Source organism: Actinoplanes sp. CA-051413, assembly GCF_050955795.1.
Lineage (GTDB): Bacteria > Actinomycetota > Actinomycetes > Mycobacteriales > Micromonosporaceae > Actinoplanes.
Map to the genome: position 1 here is coordinate 2,474,664 of NZ_CP192100.1, position 17,206 is coordinate 2,491,869.

A 17,206-nucleotide genomic window follows, 5' to 3' on the forward strand; every position below is an offset into this window, starting at 1 on the left:
CGGTCCCAGCGATAGGTTGACATCCGTCGACGGCACCGCAATTCATTGGCACAAATCCGTGTTGAGCTGCGGAAACTGTTGTTTCAACAACCGGACGTGCGAATTTATCGATCCCGATGGGCGATCCACCGGGCTGGCGTCTCCGAAGTAGACCTGTGGGAGTAGGCAGGCCCCGACAAGTGGACGACCCCGGCCCGGTGCCGGTCGTCCCTCGCTGAAGGGTGGTGCGATGATCCGGGTCGCGGTGGTGCGGGACGAGGGATACTTCGGTGTCCCGGTACGGGTACTTCTGGAATCCAAGCCTGATCTGCACTACGTCGGCACCCTGCCGTTCGCCGGTGATCTCGCGCAGCGGGCGGCGGAGCTGTGGCCGACGGTGATCGTCATCGACACCGAGTACATGGTCAGCCAGGTGCTGCCGATGGCGGCCGAACTGCACGCCACCATCCCGTCCTGCGCCATGCTGCTGCTCTGCGACCCGGCCAAACGCGGCATGCTCCCGCCCCGGCGCTGGGCCGGCGGGCTCAACTTCCTGCTCAAGGACGTCTCCGGGGCGGTGCTGGCCGACTCCGTGCGCCGCCTGGCCGCCGGTGAACGCGTCGTGTCGCCCCTGCTGCAGGCCGCCTCGCTCAACACCGACCGGGGCCTGAGCACCCGCGAGCTCGAGGTGCTCGGGCTGGCCGCCGAGGGGGACTCGGTCAGCGACATCGCCGGCCGGCTCTACCTGTCCGGCGGTACGGTCCGCAACTACCTGTCCGCCGTCATCACCAAGACCGGCGCCCGCAACCGCCTGGACGCCATCCGGATCGCGCGCAAGGACGGCTGGTTGCGCTGAGGCTGCGGCGGCCGGGCACGTACCCTTGACCGGGATGCCATTCCATCAGCTCGACGTGCCGGCGCTGCCCATCCTGCTGCCGCTGGGCGGCGTGCTCATGATCGTCTCCTGGGTGCTGCTGCACCGGCGCGGCCTGCTCAGCGCCCGCCGCCTGACCACGGCGTGGATCGCCGGCTGGTACGCGGTGGCCGTCGTCGGCGCGACCCTGCTGCCGCTGCACCTGGCCTGGGGTCCCGGCGCCGGTCCGCCGGAGTTCTACCGCATCATCCTGGTCCCGCTGATCACCATGCGGGTCGACGACTTCCTGCTCAACATCGTGATGACGCTGCCGCTGGCGGCCCTGCTGTATCTGGTCGCCGGCCTGCGCGAACGCCGCCGGGTGGTGCTGACGGGTTTGCTGGTCAGCCTGTCCATCGAGATCACCCAGGCCGTCATCTGCCTCGCCTGGCACGGCAACCGCTGGGCCGACGTGAACGACCTGACCGCCAACACCCTGGGCGCCTGGCTCGGCTTCCTCCTCTTCTGGCGGACCATGCGCTCGGCGCGGGTCCGCGAGCTGATGCGCGGCTGGTCGCTGGTGGAGACCGAGCCCGCGGCGCCGCCGGTTCACCGTCCCGCGACCCGGTCGTAGAGCCTGGATACCGAGGCGGCCACGGCGGCGGCGCTGTAGCGGTCACCGGCCGAGCGGGCGGGCAGCCGGGCGCCGCGACGTTCCCGGTGACAGAGGACTTCGGTACGCAGTGCCCGCACCAGCGACTGCGGATCGCGCGGGGAGAGCCGGTGGGCGCCGTCGAGGACGGTCCGGGCCGCGGCGAGTTCGTCCAGTGGCGGGCAGGTCGCGTACAGGGCGGGCAGGCCGGCGGCGAGGGCCTCGAGCACCACCAGCCCGGCGGTGTCCGGGCCGGGCGGTGACGCGAAGACGTCCATGGCGCAGAGCATCTCCCGGGCGTGGCCCACGGTGCCGGCGAACCGGACCCGGTCGGCCAGGCCCTCGATAGCGGCGAGCCGCTGCAACGCGACCCGGGCCGGGCCGTCGCCGACCAGCAGCAGGGTGACCCCGGGCAGCTCGCCGACCGCCCGGATCAGCCGGTCGAACCCTTCGCCGTGCTCCAGCCGGCCCACCCCACCGACGACGGGTACGCCGTCCGCGATCTCCAGCCGGGCCCGGGCGGCCGCGCGCAGGGCCGGGTCGAAGCGGAACTCGGCGGCGTCCACGGCCTTGGGAATGACGGTGATCCGGGCGTCCGGCACACCCCAGGCGCGCAGCCGCCCGGCGACCGTCGGCGTCACCGCGATCGTGGCCTGCCCGGCGCGCTCGCCGGCGAGGTAGAGCGCACGGACGCGACCGGACGCCGGGCGGTCCTCGACCGACCGCGCGCTCAGGTGGTGCGCGGTGGCGACGACGGGCCGGACGCCGGCCAGCCGGGCGGCGAACCGGCCCTGCACGCAGGCGCGGTAGAGGTGGGTGTGCACGACGTCGAAGCGGCCCAGCCGGATGAGCCGGCGCAGCCGCACGATCGAGGCCGGGCCGCCGTCGGTGCCGAGCTCGTGCACCGCCGTACCGCCGGCCCGCAGCGCCGTCGTGACGGGCCCCGGCCGCGCCAGGGTGACCACCTCGCAGTCGTGCGGCAGCCGGGGCACCAGCAGGCGCAGTTGTTGCTCGGCCCCGCCGGCCGCCAAAGTGCTGATGACGTGCAGCACCCTCATTTCCCCCTCTTTCCTCGCGGCCCACTGGCGACGCTGCCAGAGTCGGGGCCGACAATGAAAGTCGCAGATGTCATGCCCAACATGAATGCCACCGAACGCGCAAAACGCATTACGGGTCCGGCCGAACGGATGTATCAGCACGCCGAAAGTGCCTGCGCAGTAGGCGATCGAGAGCACGCGATCGCCTCGGGTGCCGAACGTGAACCACGCTCATGTAGGCCGTGACAATTGCTACTGTGATCGATCTGGCGCAACTGGCAACCTTTATTCGCAAGCGCTGAAAAGCGACGAGCGGCGAGCGGCACGCGCAATTCCACCAGTATTTGATGCGGTGCGCGCCCGCTCTCTTTCCTTGCCAGTTCTCACCGCGGCCGTCGACCGCCGGTATCCGTCCAGGGAGGAAATCCATGCAGGTACGGCGAGCAGCGCCCGACGCCACCGCGGGCGACCGGCTGGCCCGGAGGCCGGCCGGGACGCCCTGGTTACGCATGGTGGTACCCGGCCGGGTGGCCCGGGCCGGCGTCGACGCGGCCGCGCTGGGTCTGGCCCTGCTGATCGCCACCCTGCTGCGCCACGACGGCGACCTCAGCCACGTCCACCTGCTGCCGCTGCTGGTGCTGGCGTGCTTCGCCGCGGTCGTGCACACCGTGGCCGGGCTGCGTTTCGGCCTCTACACCGGGCGCTGGTCGTACGGCTGCTTCGAGGAGATCGCCGCATTGGCCCGGACCGCCGTCGTGGCCACCCCGGTGATCTTCGTGCTGGACACCCTGCTGGGCCGGCTCGTGCCGCGCTCGGCCATCATCGCGGCCGGCCTGATCGCCCTGGTGCTCACCGCCGGCGTGCGCTACGCCGTCCGCCTGCTCAACGACCAGCGGCTGCGCCCGTCGCCCGAGCCGGGCACCCGGGTCGTCGTGATGGGCGCGGGCGAGGGCGCCACCCAGGTCATCCGCGCGATGCTGCGCAGCCCGTTCAGCCCGTACGTGCCGGTCGCGCTGCTCGACGACGACCCGGCCAAGCGCACCCTGCGGGTGATGGGGGTGCCGGTGGCCGGCAACCGGCAGGCGATGGCCGACGTGGTCCGCCGGTACAGCGCCGACGCGGTGCTGATCGCCATTCCCAGCGCGGGCGCCGACCTGGTGCGCGAGCTGACCGAGCTGGCCGAGCCGCTCAACGTCGACCTGAAGGTGGTCCCGCCGGTCGTGGAGCTGTTCGGCCGTACCGTCAGCGTCGAGGACATCCGGCCGGTCAGCCACGCCGACCTGCTCGGGCGCCGCGAGATCGGCATCGACCTGGCCGCGGTGGCCGGCTACCTGGCCGGGCGCCGGGTGCTGGTCACCGGGGCCGGCGGCTCGATCGGCTCGGAGCTGTGCCGCCAGGTCGCCCGCTTCCACCCGGCCCAGCTGGTCATGCTCGACCGCGACGAGTCCGGCCTGCACGCCGTGCAGTTGTCCATGGACGGCCGCGGCATGCTCGACGACCGCAACCTGGTCGTCGCCGACATCCGCGACCAGCAGCGCCTCGACGAGGTCTTCGCCGAGCACCGGCCCCAGGTGGTGTTCCACGCGGCCGCCCTCAAACACCTGCCGCTGCTGGAGATGCACCCCTCGGAGGCGCTCAAGACCAACATCATCGGCACGTACCAGATCCTGCAGACGGCCCTGCGCCACGGCGTCGACCGGCTGGTGAACATCTCCACCGACAAGGCCGCCGAACCGGTCAGCGTGCTCGGCTACTCCAAGCGGATCACCGAACGGCTCACCGCGGCGGCCGACGAGGCCGCCCACGGCACCTACTGCAGCGTGCGCTTCGGCAACGTGCTGGGCAGCCGCGGCTCGGTGCTGACCGCCTTCGCCGCGCAGGTCGAGGCGGGCGGGCCGATCACCGTCACCCACCCCGAGATGACCCGCTACTTCATGACCGTGCAGGAGGCCGTCCGCCTGGTCATCCAGGCCGGCGCGATCGACAGCTCCAGCGAGGTGCTGGTGCTCGACATGGGTGAGCCGGTGCGCATCCACGACGTCGCCCGCCGGATCGCCGATGCGGCGGAACGGCACATCCAGATCGTCTACACCGGCCTGCGCCCCGGCGAGAAGCTCTCCGAGATCCTGCTCGGCCCGGACGAGCCCGACCACCGCCCGCACCACCCGCTGATCTCGCAGGCGCCGGTGCCCCCGCTCGACGGTGCCGTGCTCTCGCTGCTGGACCCCACCGTGCCGCGTAAGGACCTGATCGCCGTGCTGCGCTGGCTGGCCGAGAGCCCGGCGCTGTCGCCGGCCCGGGAGACCCCGCCGCCGATGCCGGCGACCCGCAACGGGCGCCGGCCGAGCGCCCGCAACAAGACCACCGCGCCGCGGCAGCCCGAATTCACCGTACGCCCGGGACGGCAGCCGTGAGCCGCCCCGCGCAGGAAGGGAACACGCCCATGCGGGTCGTCATCGCCGGTCAGGGTTACGTGGGGCTGCCGCTGGCGGTCCGCGCCGCCCAGGTGGGTCATTCGGTCGTCGGCTTCGACGTCGACGAGGAACGCATCAAACGCCTCGCCGCCGGGGAGTCGTACGTGGACGATGTGTCCTCGGCCGAGCTGCAGGAGATCCTCGACGCCGGCTCGTTCCACCCGTCGGCCGACCCGCGCTCCTGCGCCGGCTTCGACGTCGCGGTCATCGCGGTGCCGACGCCGCTGCGCGAGGGCACCCCCGACCTCAACTACATCGAGCAGTCCGCCCGCACCCTGGCACGCTATCTGCGCCCGGGCGCCACCGTGGCGCTGGAGTCGACCACCTATCCGGGCACCACCACCGACCTGGTCGCGCCGCTGCTGGAGGAGGGCTCCGGCCTGATCGCCGGGGTCGACTTCCACCTCGGCTACAGCCCCGAGCGCATCGACCCCGGCAACCGCACCTGGAACCTGGTCACCACCCCGAAGGTCGTCTCCGGCATCAACGCCGAGTCGCTGGAGCGGGTGCAGGCCTTCTACGCCACGGTCGTCGAACACACCGTGCCGGTCTCCGATCCCAAGGTCGCCGAGCTGGCCAAGCTCATGGAGAACACCTTCCGGCACGTCAACATCGCGCTGATCAACGAGCTGGCGGTGTTCGCCCACGACCTCGGCATCGACGTCTGGGAGGCGATCGAGGCGGCGTCGAGCAAGCCGTTCGGTTACATGCCGTTCGTGCCCGGTCCCGGGGTCGGCGGGCACTGCCTGCCCATCGACCCGTCGTACCTGTCCTGGCGGGTGCAGCGGACGCTGGGCCAGAGCTTCCGGTTCGTCGAGCTGGCCAACGACATCAACAACCACATGCCCGACTACGTCGTCCGGCGCCTGGTCGGCGCGCTCAACCAGCGGCGCAAGCCGGTCAACGGCTCGACCGTGCTGCTGCTCGGGCTGGCGTACAAGAGGAACAGCGGCGACGCCCGCGAGTCGCCGGCCCGGCGGGTCGCCTCGCTGCTGCTGGACATGGGCGCCGAGGTCCGCGCGGCCGACCCGCACGTGGTCGAGGACGCCCACGTGGACCGCCGCGTCGTCCGGGTCGCCGCCACCGCCGAACAGATCGCCGCGGCGGACGCCGTGATCCTGCTCGCCGACCACGACGCCTTCGACCTGGACCTGGTCGTCGAGCACGCCGGTTACGTCCTGGACACCCGGCACCGCATCACCGGACCGAATGTGGAGACGCTATGACTCTCTGGGATGGTCTCAACCGGCTGGCCGCCGCCGTCGCACTGATGCTGTTGTCCCCGCTGATCCTGGTGGTCGCGGCCTGGATCAGAATCGCCGACGGCCGCGGCATCCTGTTCGTCCAGGACCGCGCCGGGCTCGGCGGGGTGCCGTTCCGGATGCTCAAGTTCCGTACGATGGTCCACGACTCGGTCGCGCTGAGCGCGCAGCTGGGCATCAGCGACCCGTTCGGCCTGGTCGAGAACGACCCGCGGATCACCCGGTGCGGCCGCTTCCTGCGCCGCACCAGCCTGGACGAGCTGCCGCAACTGGTGAACGTGCTGCGCGGGCAGATGCGCCTGGTCGGGCCGCGCCCGGACGTGCTGCCGCAGGTCGCCAACTACTCGGCCGAGGACGCCCGGCGCCTGGAGGTCAAGCCCGGCATCACCGGCTGGGCCCAGATCAACGGCCGCGACGACATCGACTGGCCGCAGCGCTTCGCCCTGGACCGCTGGTACGTCGACCACCGCTCGGTGACGCTCGACCTGCGCATCCTCTGGCGTACGGTGGCCACCCTGCACCGCGAGGAGGCCCCGGTGCACGTCGACGAGCTCAACATCCAGCGCGCCCGGGACCTCGGCCGTGCGGCCTGAGGTCGGCTCGGAGTTCCACTGGGACCCGGCCGCCATCGCGACCACACCGCAATCCTTGCTGCCGCAACGGTTCGAGCTGTTCGCGACCGGCTGCGGGGCACTGAGCACCCTGCTGCGGCAGCTGGCGCCGCCGGGCCGGCTGCACGTGCCGTCGTTCTTCTGCATGGGAGTCGCCGAAGCGCTGTCCGCCGACGTGCCGATCACCTGGTACCGGCACCTGCCCGACGGCCAGGGACCCCGCCTGGAGACCTTGCGCGCGCTGCCGGGCGACGTCGTCCTGGCCCAGAACCTCTTCGGCCGCGACCAGCCGGAGCCGTGGGCCGCGTGGATGCGAGCGCACCCCGGCGTCACCGTGGTGGAGGACCACTCACACGACCCGTTCAGCGACTGGGCCCGCGCCAGCTCGGCGCCGTACGCGGTGGCCTCCCTGCGCAAGACCCTGCCGCTGCCGGACGGCGGCCTGTTGTGGTCCCCGCACGGCCTGGCCCTGCCCGGGCCGGTCGGTACGGAAAGCCCCGGCGCGCAGCTGAAACTGGTGGCGATGCTGCTCAAGGGCGCGTGGCTGGACGGCCGGGAAGTGTCCAAGGACGACTTCCGGGCCCTGCAACAGCGCGGCGAGCACGCTCTGCTCGGCAGCGAAGGTCCGGCGAGCGCGCTGACTGCGACGGTGCTGCCGCTGCTGGATCTGGCCGGGCTGCGCGCCGCCAGCGCCCGGAATGCGCATGCTCTGATCGACGCCCTGGCGGCTCGGGGCGGGGCGTGGCGGGTGCTGGCCGGTGGGCCGGCCGGTGCGGTGCCGTTCCGGGTGCAGCTGCTGTGTGAGTCGGAGCCGGTCCGTGATGGTCTGCTGGCGCATCTGGCGGGGCACGGGATTTTCGCGCCGGTGCACTGGCGGCAGGACCGGGGCGGGGTGTGGAGCGGGGATGAGGAGGCGGCCGATCTGGCGGCGAGGATCCTGACGGTGCCGGTGGATCATCGGTGCGGGCCGGGGGATGTGCGCCGGGTGGCCGAGGTGCTCGGCGCGTTCGCCACCGCGCCGGCTGCGGCCTGACCCGGAATCCCGTTGCTCCGCGGCCGCCGGGCGATACAGACTGCGCGGATGCCCCGACACGTCGCCCTGGTGACCGGCGCCAACCACGGCATCGGCGCCGCCACAGCCGAGGCGCTCGCCGCCGGTGGCTGTGCGGTCGTCTGTGCGTACCGGAAAATCCACGACCCGGTCGACCCGGCAGTCCCGGATGTCTACCGGGCCGGCCGGGCCCGGACCGCCGACGCCGTCGTGGCCGCCATCCGCGCCGGCGGCGGCGACGCGGTCGCCGCCGACGAGGACCTCACCGATCCGCAGGCCCCGCAGCGCCTGTTCGACCTGGCCGAGGCCACCTTCGGCCCGGTCGACATCCTGATCAACAACGCCACCGGCTGGGTGCAGGACACCTTCAGCCCGCAGACCGTCGACCAGCACGGCCGGCAGATGCAGCCCGTCACCGTCGCGACCTGGTCGCAGCAGTTCGCCGTGGACGCGATGGCGCCGGCGCTGCTCATCGCCGAGTTCGCCCGGCGGCACGCCGCCCGCGGCGCGACCTGGGGGCGGATCGTGGGCCTGACCTCCGGCGCCGAGCTCGGCTTCCCGCAGGAGGTCTCGTACGGCGCCGCGAAAGCCGCCCAGACCAACTACACGATGTCCGCCGCGGTCGAGCTGGCGCCTCTCGGCATCACCGCCAACGTGGTCCATCCGCCGGTGACTGATACCGGATGGGTGACCGACGCGGTTCGCGAATTCGTGGCCCAGAGCACGGCACTGGTGAACGTCGCCACCCCGGCGCAGGTGGCCGAGGTCATCGCCTACCTGGCCTCCGACGCCTCCGCGTTGATCACCGGCAACGTCATCACCTTGCGCTGAACGCTGAGCAGGTCGCCCGGGGTGCAGTCCAGCGCGTCGCAGATCGCCGTGAGGGTGCTGAAGCGCAGCGCCCGGGCGTGCCCGTTCTTCAGGATCGACAGGTTCGCCACGGTCACGCCGACCCGGGCGGACAGCTCGACCAGGGTCATGCCGCGCGCGGCGAGGAGCGAGTCCAGGTGCACCGCGATCCGGTGCCCGTCCTCACCCATCAGACGAGCGTGTCCAGCTCGGCCCGCATCGCCACGCCGCGGGCGATGAGCTGACCGAACGCGGCGAAGATCAGCGCGACGGCGAGCCAGCCGGCCAGGGACCCGTGCGTGGTCAGCGCCGCGCCCGAGGTCAGCATCGTGGTCGACAGCGTCCATTCGGCGACGACGGTGATCGCCCAGACCGCCACCCCGCCGAACGCGGTGATCTTCGCGGTCCGGTCGAGCTCGCGGACGGTCCACCGGGTGAACGGGTCGCTGTCCTGCGCGGCCCGCAGCACGGTGGCCATCCGGCGCGCGATCCAGGCCATCAGCAGCAGGCCCGGGACGGAGGTCGCCGCGGACAGCAGCCGCTGGGCCAGCGACGGGTCCGTCACGGAGAAGACCACCTCGCCGGTCGGGTCGACGACGACCCCGGGCGCGATGCCCCGGATCGTGTCCCAGCCGGTCAGCATGTCCGTCGGAAGTCCCAGCGCGACCGGCGATCCCGGGATGACGGCGATCACCAGCACCGCGACGGCCAGGCAGAGGGAGGCGACCGCGATGAACGTCGCGGTGCCGCGCAACCGCCGCAGCCAGCGGCCCAACTGTGCGTCCATGAGACCCGCCTGACGTATCGAGAAACGATATGGATATCGAGAAACGATATGCCGGTCCGGGTGGCCCGTCAACGCCGGCCGGTAGATCCGTCCTGGCCGGGGTACCTGCCCGGGGTGACCGAGCCTTTCGTCGACGTCGACCAGCCGCTCGCCCCGGACGTGCCCGCGGCCCCGCACAGCGCCAGCGGGGAGGCGGTGCGCACCTTCGACCTCAGCGCCGTCGCGCCGGCCGCGCGGCCCGCGCGCCGCTGGACGCCGCGGCGGGTGGTGGCCACCCCGGCGGCCTACGACCACCCGCACGGGCGGCGGATCATGGCGCTGGTCGAGGCCCAGGGGATCGAGGTCGAGCGGCTGCGGGCCAACCGGTTGACCGGGGTACGCGGTGAGACCGACCGGGAGACGTACGCTCGCGCGAAAGCCACCATGGCCATCGTGGTGAGCCCGCCCGCCCGGCGCACCCTGCAGCCGATCGCCCCCAGTGCTGACTGGCGGTTCGACCTGGCCGAGGGCTGCCCGGCGCACTGCCAGTACTGCTACCTGGCCGGCTCCCTGTCCGGGCCGCCGGTGACCCGGGTGTACGCCGACCTGGACGACATCCTGGCCGGCCTGGCCGCGTACGAGGGGCGCGGGACGATCACCAGCCGCCGGGCCGCCCGCCGCGACGAGGGCACCACCTTCGAGGCGTCCTGCTACACCGATCCGCTGGCCCTGGAACATCTGACCGGCAGCTGGCGTCGCGCGGTCGAGCACTTCGGGGCCTGGGACGCGCCGGTGCAGTTGCGCTGGACGACCAAGTTCGACGACGTCGACACCTTCGTGGGGCTGCCGCACGCCGGGCGTACCCGGGTCCGGCTCAGCGTCAACTGCGCGCCGGTCAGCGACCGCATGGAGGGCGGCACGAGCCGGGTGGCGGACCGGCTGGCGGCGCTGCGCAAGCTGGCGCTCGACGGCTATCCGGTCGGCCTGACCATCGCGCCGATCATGCCGGTCGAGGACTGGCGCACTCACTACGGCTTGCTGCTGGACCAGGTGGCGGCAGCGGTCGAGGGCGTACCGGGGCTCGATCTGACCGCGGAGCTGATCACCCACCGCTTCACCCCGGGCAGCAAGGAAGTGCTGCTGGGCTGGTACCCGCGCACGAAGCTGGAGATGGACGAGGAGTCCCGCAGCCGCAAGCACGGCAAGTTCGGCGCGGTGAAGTACGTCTACCCGGCCGGGACGATGGCCGAGCTGCGCGGCTGGTTCGAGGCGGAGATCGCGGCCCGGCTGCCGTCCTGCCGGATTCTCTACTGGACCTGACCGTCACCCGGCCCGGCCGGCCCGTCACGCGGCCTTTTCCCGGCCGGCCGGCGGACTAGGCTGCGGCCCAGCACGGACGCCGATGCTGGAACGGGGGCGGCGATGAGCGCCGAGGATCGGATCGAACGAGCCGGGAAGTCCTATCACCAGGCGGTGTACAACGGGGATGTCGGCGCGCTGGCCGAGGCGGAGCGGGACCTGGACGCCGTGGAGGCCGACACGGCGCTGGCCCGCGGACGAATCCTGCACGCACGGTTCCTGAGCGGCCGTGCCGACGACGGCCCGGCACCCGTCGAGCATCCGGCCGAATTGCCGCTGTTCACCCGCGCGGCCGAGTTGTACCGGGCGCTGGGCGACGTACGGGGCGAGGCAGAGGCGTTGTTCTGGATCGGTTGCCTGCACCAGGTCATCCGGCGGGACACCGACAGCGCCGTTCCGTACCTGGAGCGATCCTGTCGGCTGGCCGCACAGACCGGCGACAAGCCGACCCAGGCCGAGGCGCTGCGCCACCTGGGCATCGCCGCCCACACGGCGGGCCGGCTCGATGAGGCGCGCGACCGGCTGGAGGAGTCCTCCGGGCTGCGCCGGGAGATCGGGGCGCTGCCGGGCGTGGCGGCCAACATGGTCGGGCTGGCCTACATCGCCGCCGCCCAGAGCCGGCGCGCGGACGCGGACGCGATCCTCGACGAGGCGGACGCCATCGCGCAGTCGCAGGGGGCACTCGCCATCGTGCGGCAGATCGGGCAGGCGAGGGCGGATTTTCGCGGCGCGACCTGATTCAATCGGTGGTCATGGGGAATCTGTCGCTGTCTCGCCGCCGGCTGCTGTTCACGGCCGGGGCCGGTGCACTGGGTGTGGCCGTGCTCGGCTCCTGCTCGTCGGAGTCGTCCGGGCCACCGGCGCCGGCCGCGTCGTCGGAGCAGCCCGTCCCGGCGGCCAGCGGCGCGGTGGCCGGCGACTGGCGGCGGGTGACCGTGTCCTACGTGGCCGCGTACATCCTGGTCCGCAACGGTGAGGCGGCGATCGTCGACCTGGGCACCGCCGGCTCGCAGTCGGCGATCGAAGAGGGTCTCAAGGCGGCGGGCGCCGGATGGTCGTCGGTGAAGCACATCGTGCTCACCCACCTGCACGACGACCACATCGGCGGCCTGGCCGAAATCGCGCCGCTCGTCAAAGCCTCCATCTACGCCGGCTCCGGCGACCTCTCCTCGATCATCTCCGACAAACCGCTGAAGCCGCTCGCCGAGGGCGACGAGGTCTTCGGGATGCGCGTCGTCGAGACACCGGGCCACACCCTCGGCCACATCTCGATCTTCGAGCCGACGACCGGCGTCCTGGTGGCCGGCGACGCCCTGCGTACGAGCAACGGCCTGGAACGCTCCGACCCCCAGTACACCGCCGACGAGGCCAAGGCCAACGACTCGGTCCGCAAGCTGGCCGCGATGGACATCAAGGCGATCCTGCCCGGCCACGGCGAGCCGCTGACGGCCGGCGCCGCCCAGGCTCTGCGAACATTGGCGGCCGGCCTGCCCGCGTGAACCGGCCGCTCCGGCCCACCGCCTACCATTTCGGCATGCGGCTTCACGTGGGATGCGCGATGTGGTCACTGAAGTCCTGGCAGGGACGCTTCGTGGCGCACCCGCTGCCGTCGCGCGAGCGGCTGCGGGCGTACGCCGGCTGGTGCAACGCGGTCGAGGGAAACACCACCTTCTACGCGACGCCGGCCCGCGACACAGTGGAGACCTGGGCCCAGCAGACCGACCCGGACTTCCGGTTCGTGCTCAAGCTGCCCAAAGTCATCACCCACGAGCGCCGGCTGGTCGCGGCCGAGGACCCGCTGCGGATCTTCCTGAACGCGATCGAGCCGCTGGGCCCGCGGGCCCACGCGTTGTGGATCCAACTGCCGGGATCCTTCGGCCCGGCCGACCTCCCGGCCCTGGAGACCTTCCTGCGGCAGGTGCCGACCTCTTACCGGTACGCCGTGGAGGTCCGCCACCCGGCCTTCTTCGACGACCCCCGCGCCACTGCGCAGCTGGAAGCAGTCCTCGCCGCCGCCGACGCCGAATGGGTGCCGTTCGACACCACGGTGTTCTTCGCGAAGCTCCCGACCAGCCCGGCGGAACGCGACGCCTGGACCAAGAAGCCGCGTCTGCCGCGCCGCTCGCAGGCCCTGACCGACCGGCCGATCATCCGCTACCTGGGCCGTGACGCGGTCACGGAGACGGTCGAGGGCTGGCAGCACTGGGTGGATGTGACGGTGGGCTGGCTGCGGGAGGGTCGGGCGCCGACGGTGTTCGTGCACACGCCGGACAACGCCGATGCGCCGCAGTTGGCCCGCCGCTTTCACGACGCGGTGCGGGCCCGGGTGCCGGAGCTGGAGCCACTGCCCGAGCCGGACCCGGTCGAGCCGCTCACCCTCTTCTGAGCGAACCCCACGTGCCTGACGGTTCACCCGCCTGCTCGCTGAAGCCGCATGATCAGGCGTCCGCTTTTAGCCGAGAAGAGTGCATTACTCTCGCCACTGCGACCGTGTCAAATGGCCTCTTTGCTTGCGGCGGAAATCGGTCTTGATCCCGCAATTTTCGCCAATTGAGGCGCCTTGTAGTTCAGCGTGCTCATCTTCAGCTTCAGCGCAAGATATTCGCGGAGTATCTCCCACGCCATGATCGGCGGCGCGGAGCAAACGTTCGGTCACACTCGGCGAATCTATATCCCTCTTCCGGGCTTGACTCGCTTCCGCAGATTTCTATCATGCCTTCATCCGGATGACCCGCTCGGGAGCCGATCTCATCCCACCATCGCTCGCGATCGGCCTCGATCAGGGGAGGAACGGTCTTGGCGAGGCCGCGAAGCTCGGCAAGCTGGACCTTCACCCCCTCAAGCGGGTTCTGGTAACGCCGAATTTCTGGATACGCCGACCCTCATTGGCGGTGTCAGCCACTTACGCCCCGTATCCAGAACGCAAACCATAAACGGTCGCATTGTTCAATCACCGCCGGCCCCGACGGCCGGTTCGGTCCATTCAGCCGGCAGGATCGCCACGCTCTCGATGGGAACCTCGGGTTCCTCCGGTGACGGCGTGCTCAGATAGACGTTCATACCCGGCAGTCTGAAGTACTGATCGGGGACGAACTCCGGCGATACCCCCACCCCGCGGAGGTCGACCAGCACGTCCGCCAGCGGCCGGTCGACCACCTGAACGCCGTTCACCAGAGCGTTGGCGCCGGCGATCTCTATCGATGCGAGGCGGTCCCGCTCGTCGTAGGAGAGCATCAGGGTGCCGTCGGAGTACCCGTCGATCTCTCCCGTGCCGGGTCCGTGCTCGAAGGAGTGACGATCACCGAGACGTGCACGGTGATCGGCGCGCTGCTCGCCAAAACGAGCCTCGGCCACCCCCAGCCCAGGGAAAATTTCAAAAGTGGGAATCATCGGTATTTCCTCCTTCCACGGCACGATTCTATCCGCAGCTCCGACAGGGGGACGCTCTGCGGGCAGGGAACTCTCATGCACAGGTCGGCAATAACGTCAGCGCAAAGTAGCTTTCAGCCGTGAGCGGCTCGGTCCGGGGATTGGTACACTAAGATTTTCAAACCACGCGAGGTACTCGGGAGAGCCGGGCAGTACCGCGGTATCCCCGAGGGTAACATTCCAGACACTCGCGTACGTCGCGTAGCCTTCATGCACGACTCACGCCCTCGTCTGAAACACCGAACAATCGCTTCGAAGTTGGGCTGAGCGAGTTTCTCGACTGTAACTGGGCGGCAGCCTTCAACATAATGCCGCACTCCGTATGGCCATTCAGAAACTTGCGCGCGAATTCATGACGTGAGGACGCCTGCGCGCACATCACCACATGGATACCGCATTCAAGTCAATGGTACTGCCCCGAACGAGCTGGTGAACACCAGGCACCTCGTCTCGCGCCGCGTCGTAGAGTGTGCAATAAGTCGTCCTTCCGCACCCCGACATGGCCATTTCGCCGTCTCGCCGTGCAGCCGGCGTCGAATCAGATCCATGTGCGAGCCGGTGGATGGCACGTCAGCGTTCGACCACGCTGCCCCCGGCCTCGTCAGCCGTAACTGAGCTGGCTGAAGTGACGCCTCTCATGCCGCGATGCGCGCGGTTCGTTCACCAGCAGCCTTGCGACCACAGCCTGAATACGCCGACTTTGAGCGGGCCTCGCGTGTCGGCGGGCTGACCGCCGTACCTCAGCCGGCCCGCCCGGCCAGCGCGGCCGCAGCCGCCGCGCGCACCGCCGGGGCCAGCGACTCGGCGATCACCGCATAGCCGGCACTGGACGGATGAAACCGGTCCGCACTGAACAAGCTCGCATCCACCGCGAACGCGTCAGCCGAACCCACCTCGATGTCCGCGACCCGAGCCCCGGCGTCAACCGCAGCTCGGGTCTGAGCCTGCCGCATCGCAGCGCTGGCCGCCCGGACCAGCATCCGCGTCTGCGGCGGCACCCACGGCACCACGCTCAGATCCGGCGCCGGGGCCACGACCACCTCCGCGCCGGCCGTGCGCAGCGTCTGGACAGCGTCGCCGAGGCTCGCCGCGGCCTGCGCCGGTGGCACGAAGTGGGTGAGGTCGTTGGCGCCGATGATGATCAGCGCCAGCCCGGGGCGCCACGTGGTGGCGCTGCGGGCCTGGCTGTGCAGGGCTTGGCTACGGGCGCCGGGGACGGCGAACACCCGGACGTCGGTGGTGATGCCGGCGGTGGACAGGTCGGCGGCCAGTCGCGCGCCGATCGTGTCGGCCGGGCGGGCGGCGCCCTGCCCGTACGCGATGGAGTCGCCCAGGACGGCGAAAGCAAGGGTCACGCTGTGGTACAACACCTCGGCGCGGCGATCTATTGCGGCAGCGTCCACTGGTAGTGCGTCGAGGTGGTGATCTCGTGGAAGCCGCACCGGCGCAGGATCGGCGCGCTGGCCGGGGACGCGTCCACGTGCAGCAGCCGGAAGCCGCGGGCGACCGCCTCCCGGGCCCGGGAGGCGATCATGGCGCGGTAGAGACCGCGTCCCTGCCACTCCGGCAGTGTCGCGCCGCCGAGCAGCGCGACGAAGTCGGTGCCCGGGTAGTACGTCGCGATGGCGGTGCAGACCACCTGGTCACCGGCTTCGGCGACCAGGATGGTGATCAAGCCGGGAGCGGCCGCCACCCGGGCGCCGAGGTCGGCCGCGACCCAGGAGCAGTCCGTCCCGATCACCTCGGTCTGGTGGTCGGCGAAGCGGCGCAGGTCCTCGGCCTCGCTGACCTGCCGCAGCACCACGCCGTCGGGCAGCACCGGTTCGGCGGCCACCTCCTCGGCGTGGCCGAGCAGCACGGTTGACGGCTGCTCCGGCTCGAAGCCGGCCGCGACCAGGCGTTCGGGCAGCTCCGCGGGCAGGTCGTGGGCCGCCAGCTTCCACTCGACGCCCTGGCCGCGGGCCTGGAAGTAGTCCCGCTGCCGGGTGATCAGCCGGTCGAGCTCGACGCCCCGGACGCCCGCGTCGCGGGGCGTCCGGATCCGTCCCACGTGCGCGCCGACGATCCGCAGGATCGGGCCGTCGTACTCGTAGGTCATGCCGGACGGGACGGTGCCGTGCGCCATCCGCATCTGCTCGTCGTAGGCGGCCAGGAGAGCGGCGGTGTCGACCATGGTCACATGGTGCCCGAGGGCCGCACGGTCAGCTGGCGTACGGCGAGCAGAGTGAGCCAGAGCCAGCCGACACCGATGGTCAGGCGTTGCAGCAGACCCGCCGTCGACACCCACCGCGGGTCCTGCGCGAAGCCCGCGTTGTTGAGGACGAACAGGATGAGGAACGCGGTGGCGCTGAGCCCTGAGTAGACGGCCCAGCCGAGGGCGCGGCGGCGGGTGAACGCGTAGGCGAAGACGAGCATCGCGGCGGCGAAGCAGACGAAGCCCGGCAGCGAGAAGGCAAGGTCGTGCAGGAGGCCGTGCCGGCTCGGGACGTCCGGTGTCGCCGGCGTACCGGCCGGATAGCCGCTGACCGGGTCGGTGACGAAGACCCCGGCCCCGAGCAGGCCCACACCCCAGACGGCGATCAGCAACGGGCCGGCGGCCGATCCCGGTCCGGGTCTGAGGCTGCGGCGCAACCCCACGGCGAAGACGAGCGTGAGCACTCCGGCGCTCAGGAACGCGACGATCTGCACCCAGCCGCCCGGCCCGAGCGACAGGGAACTGACCGGATGGCGGAGCGGATCGTAGCCGTCGCGGAAAGCTCCTTCCAGCAGGAACGAGCCGACGAACAGGGGTCCGGCCAGTAGGCCGCAGAGCAGGAGGAAGCGGTGTGGCTGCGGCGGACCGGCGGGAGTCATCTGTCAACCGTAGTTGACACGGCGCCATGGT

18 protein-coding genes are annotated in these 17,206 nt (G+C 71.2%); 11 read left to right on the forward strand and 7 right to left on the reverse strand.

Features of this window, described 5'->3' with window-relative positions; all coding sequences use genetic code 11:
- Positions 1–229 precede the first annotated feature (229 nt).
- Positions 230–835, forward strand: coding sequence for a response regulator transcription factor (locus ACQP2Y_RS11860; RefSeq protein ID WP_433727239.1), 606 nt, complete (start codon positions 230–232; stop codon positions 833–835).
- Positions 836–869: 34 nt separating this feature from the next.
- Positions 870–1,466, forward strand: a complete 597-nt coding sequence (locus ACQP2Y_RS11865; RefSeq protein WP_433727241.1) for a VanZ family protein — start codon at positions 870–872, stop codon at positions 1,464–1,466.
- Here the strand turns inward: ACQP2Y_RS11865 and ACQP2Y_RS11870 are convergent.
- The gene (locus tag ACQP2Y_RS11870) at positions 1,442–2,542 is read right to left on the reverse strand and encodes a glycosyltransferase (RefSeq protein ID WP_433727243.1); all 1,101 of its coding nucleotides are present in this window, start codon (positions 2,540–2,542) and stop codon (positions 1,442–1,444) included. The two genes, ACQP2Y_RS11865 and ACQP2Y_RS11870, sit on opposite strands and share 25 nt — an antisense overlap.
- Before the next feature lie 407 nt (positions 2,543–2,949).
- On the opposite strand from ACQP2Y_RS11870, the gene ACQP2Y_RS11875 reads away from it, so the two are divergent.
- The 5 genes from ACQP2Y_RS11875 to ACQP2Y_RS11895 are packed head-to-tail and all read left to right on the forward strand — an operon-like array spanning position 2,950 to position 8,750.
- Positions 2,950–4,935: a polysaccharide biosynthesis protein gene (locus tag ACQP2Y_RS11875; RefSeq protein ID WP_433727245.1), complete on the forward strand. Its 1,986-nt coding sequence runs from the start codon at positions 2,950–2,952 to the stop codon at positions 4,933–4,935.
- 29 nt (positions 4,936–4,964) lie between these two features.
- Complete coding sequence (locus tag ACQP2Y_RS11880) at positions 4,965–6,221, forward strand: nucleotide sugar dehydrogenase (protein WP_433727247.1); 1,257 nt, start codon at positions 4,965–4,967, stop codon at positions 6,219–6,221.
- Positions 6,218–6,850, forward strand: a complete 633-nt coding sequence (locus ACQP2Y_RS11885) for a sugar transferase (RefSeq protein ID WP_433727249.1) — start codon at positions 6,218–6,220, stop codon at positions 6,848–6,850. Before ACQP2Y_RS11880 ends, ACQP2Y_RS11885 begins: the two co-directional genes overlap by 4 nt.
- On the forward strand, positions 6,840–7,901 hold the full coding sequence (locus ACQP2Y_RS11890) for a hypothetical protein (protein ID WP_433727251.1): 1,062 nt from the start codon (positions 6,840–6,842) through the stop codon (positions 7,899–7,901). Before ACQP2Y_RS11885 ends, ACQP2Y_RS11890 begins: the two co-directional genes overlap by 11 nt.
- Positions 7,902–7,949: 48 nt before the next feature.
- The gene (locus tag ACQP2Y_RS11895) at positions 7,950–8,750 is read left to right on the forward strand and encodes an SDR family NAD(P)-dependent oxidoreductase (RefSeq protein ID WP_433727253.1); all 801 of its coding nucleotides are present in this window, start codon (positions 7,950–7,952) and stop codon (positions 8,748–8,750) included.
- Here the strand turns inward: ACQP2Y_RS11895 and ACQP2Y_RS11900 are convergent.
- Positions 8,693–8,959: a helix-turn-helix domain-containing protein gene (locus ACQP2Y_RS11900; protein ID WP_433727255.1), complete on the reverse strand. Its 267-nt coding sequence runs from the start codon at positions 8,957–8,959 to the stop codon at positions 8,693–8,695. The two genes, ACQP2Y_RS11895 and ACQP2Y_RS11900, sit on opposite strands and share 58 nt — an antisense overlap.
- On the reverse strand, positions 8,959–9,555 hold the full coding sequence (locus tag ACQP2Y_RS11905; RefSeq protein ID WP_433727256.1) for a DUF2975 domain-containing protein: 597 nt from the start codon (positions 9,553–9,555) through the stop codon (positions 8,959–8,961). Before ACQP2Y_RS11905 ends, ACQP2Y_RS11900 begins: the two co-directional genes overlap by 1 nt.
- Before the next feature lie 114 nt (positions 9,556–9,669).
- Between ACQP2Y_RS11905 and ACQP2Y_RS11910 the strand changes: the two genes are divergently transcribed.
- From ACQP2Y_RS11910 to ACQP2Y_RS11925, 4 genes are all read left to right on the forward strand, one after another.
- Positions 9,670–10,854 (forward strand): spore photoproduct lyase family protein, encoded by a 1,185-nt coding sequence (locus ACQP2Y_RS11910; RefSeq protein WP_433727258.1) that lies wholly within the window; start codon positions 9,670–9,672, stop codon positions 10,852–10,854.
- A gap of 102 nt (positions 10,855–10,956) precedes the next feature.
- Positions 10,957–11,631, forward strand: a complete 675-nt coding sequence (locus tag ACQP2Y_RS11915) for a tetratricopeptide repeat protein (RefSeq protein WP_433727260.1) — start codon at positions 10,957–10,959, stop codon at positions 11,629–11,631.
- A gap of 14 nt (positions 11,632–11,645) precedes the next feature.
- Entirely contained in the window at positions 11,646–12,392 is a 747-nt protein-coding gene (locus tag ACQP2Y_RS11920) for an MBL fold metallo-hydrolase (protein WP_433727262.1), read from the forward strand.
- Positions 12,393–12,451: 59 nt separating this feature from the next.
- Positions 12,452–13,279: a DUF72 domain-containing protein gene (locus tag ACQP2Y_RS11925; protein ID WP_433731908.1), complete on the forward strand. Its 828-nt coding sequence runs from the start codon at positions 12,452–12,454 to the stop codon at positions 13,277–13,279.
- Between the two features lie 560 nt (positions 13,280–13,839).
- Here the strand turns inward: ACQP2Y_RS11925 and ACQP2Y_RS11930 are convergent.
- The 4 genes from ACQP2Y_RS11930 to ACQP2Y_RS11945 all read right to left on the reverse strand — a co-directional run bounded on the left by ACQP2Y_RS11930 (position 13,840) and on the right by ACQP2Y_RS11945 (position 17,175).
- Positions 13,840–14,283 (reverse strand): hypothetical protein, encoded by a 444-nt coding sequence (locus tag ACQP2Y_RS11930; protein ID WP_433727264.1) that lies wholly within the window; start codon positions 14,281–14,283, stop codon positions 13,840–13,842.
- A gap of 779 nt (positions 14,284–15,062) precedes the next feature.
- Positions 15,063–15,677, reverse strand: coding sequence for an SGNH/GDSL hydrolase family protein (locus tag ACQP2Y_RS11935; protein WP_433727266.1), 615 nt, complete (start codon positions 15,675–15,677; stop codon positions 15,063–15,065).
- A 29-nt stretch (positions 15,678–15,706) separates the two neighbouring features.
- Positions 15,707–16,495, reverse strand: coding sequence for a GNAT family N-acetyltransferase (locus ACQP2Y_RS11940; RefSeq protein WP_433727268.1), 789 nt, complete (start codon positions 16,493–16,495; stop codon positions 15,707–15,709).
- 2 nt (positions 16,496–16,497) lie between these two features.
- Positions 16,498–17,175, reverse strand: a complete 678-nt coding sequence (locus tag ACQP2Y_RS11945) for a DUF998 domain-containing protein (RefSeq protein ID WP_433727270.1) — start codon at positions 17,173–17,175, stop codon at positions 16,498–16,500.
- Positions 17,176–17,206 lie beyond the last annotated feature (31 nt).

Excerpts from the sequence above, each read along its gene's own strand:
- ACQP2Y_RS11860 (WP_433727239.1), top strand. The coding sequence starts at position 230 with ATGATCCGGGTCGCGGTGGTGCGGGACGAGGGATACTTCGGTGTCCCG.
- ACQP2Y_RS11865 (WP_433727241.1), top strand. The coding sequence starts at position 870 with ATGCCATTCCATCAGCTCGACGTGCCGGCGCTGCCCATCCTGCTGCCG.
- ACQP2Y_RS11870 (WP_433727243.1), bottom strand. The coding sequence starts at position 2,542 with ATGAGGGTGCTGCACGTCATCAGCACTTTGGCGGCCGGCGGGGCCGAG.
- ACQP2Y_RS11875 (WP_433727245.1), top strand. The coding sequence starts at position 2,950 with ATGCAGGTACGGCGAGCAGCGCCCGACGCCACCGCGGGCGACCGGCTG.
- ACQP2Y_RS11880 (WP_433727247.1), top strand. The coding sequence starts at position 4,965 with ATGCGGGTCGTCATCGCCGGTCAGGGTTACGTGGGGCTGCCGCTGGCG.
- ACQP2Y_RS11885 (WP_433727249.1), top strand. The coding sequence starts at position 6,218 with ATGACTCTCTGGGATGGTCTCAACCGGCTGGCCGCCGCCGTCGCACTG.
- ACQP2Y_RS11895 (WP_433727253.1), top strand. The coding sequence starts at position 7,950 with ATGCCCCGACACGTCGCCCTGGTGACCGGCGCCAACCACGGCATCGGC.
- ACQP2Y_RS11900 (WP_433727255.1), bottom strand. The coding sequence starts at position 8,959 with ATGGGTGAGGACGGGCACCGGATCGCGGTGCACCTGGACTCGCTCCTC.
- ACQP2Y_RS11905 (WP_433727256.1), bottom strand. The coding sequence starts at position 9,555 with ATGGACGCACAGTTGGGCCGCTGGCTGCGGCGGTTGCGCGGCACCGCG.
- ACQP2Y_RS11915 (WP_433727260.1), top strand. The coding sequence starts at position 10,957 with ATGAGCGCCGAGGATCGGATCGAACGAGCCGGGAAGTCCTATCACCAG.
- ACQP2Y_RS11920 (WP_433727262.1), top strand. The coding sequence starts at position 11,646 with ATGGGGAATCTGTCGCTGTCTCGCCGCCGGCTGCTGTTCACGGCCGGG.
- ACQP2Y_RS11925 (WP_433731908.1), top strand. The coding sequence starts at position 12,452 with ATGTGGTCACTGAAGTCCTGGCAGGGACGCTTCGTGGCGCACCCGCTG.
- ACQP2Y_RS11930 (WP_433727264.1), bottom strand. The coding sequence starts at position 14,283 with ATGATTCCCACTTTTGAAATTTTCCCTGGGCTGGGGGTGGCCGAGGCT.
- ACQP2Y_RS11940 (WP_433727268.1), bottom strand. The coding sequence starts at position 16,495 with ATGGTCGACACCGCCGCTCTCCTGGCCGCCTACGACGAGCAGATGCGG.
- ACQP2Y_RS11945 (WP_433727270.1), bottom strand. The coding sequence starts at position 17,175 with ATGACTCCCGCCGGTCCGCCGCAGCCACACCGCTTCCTCCTGCTCTGC.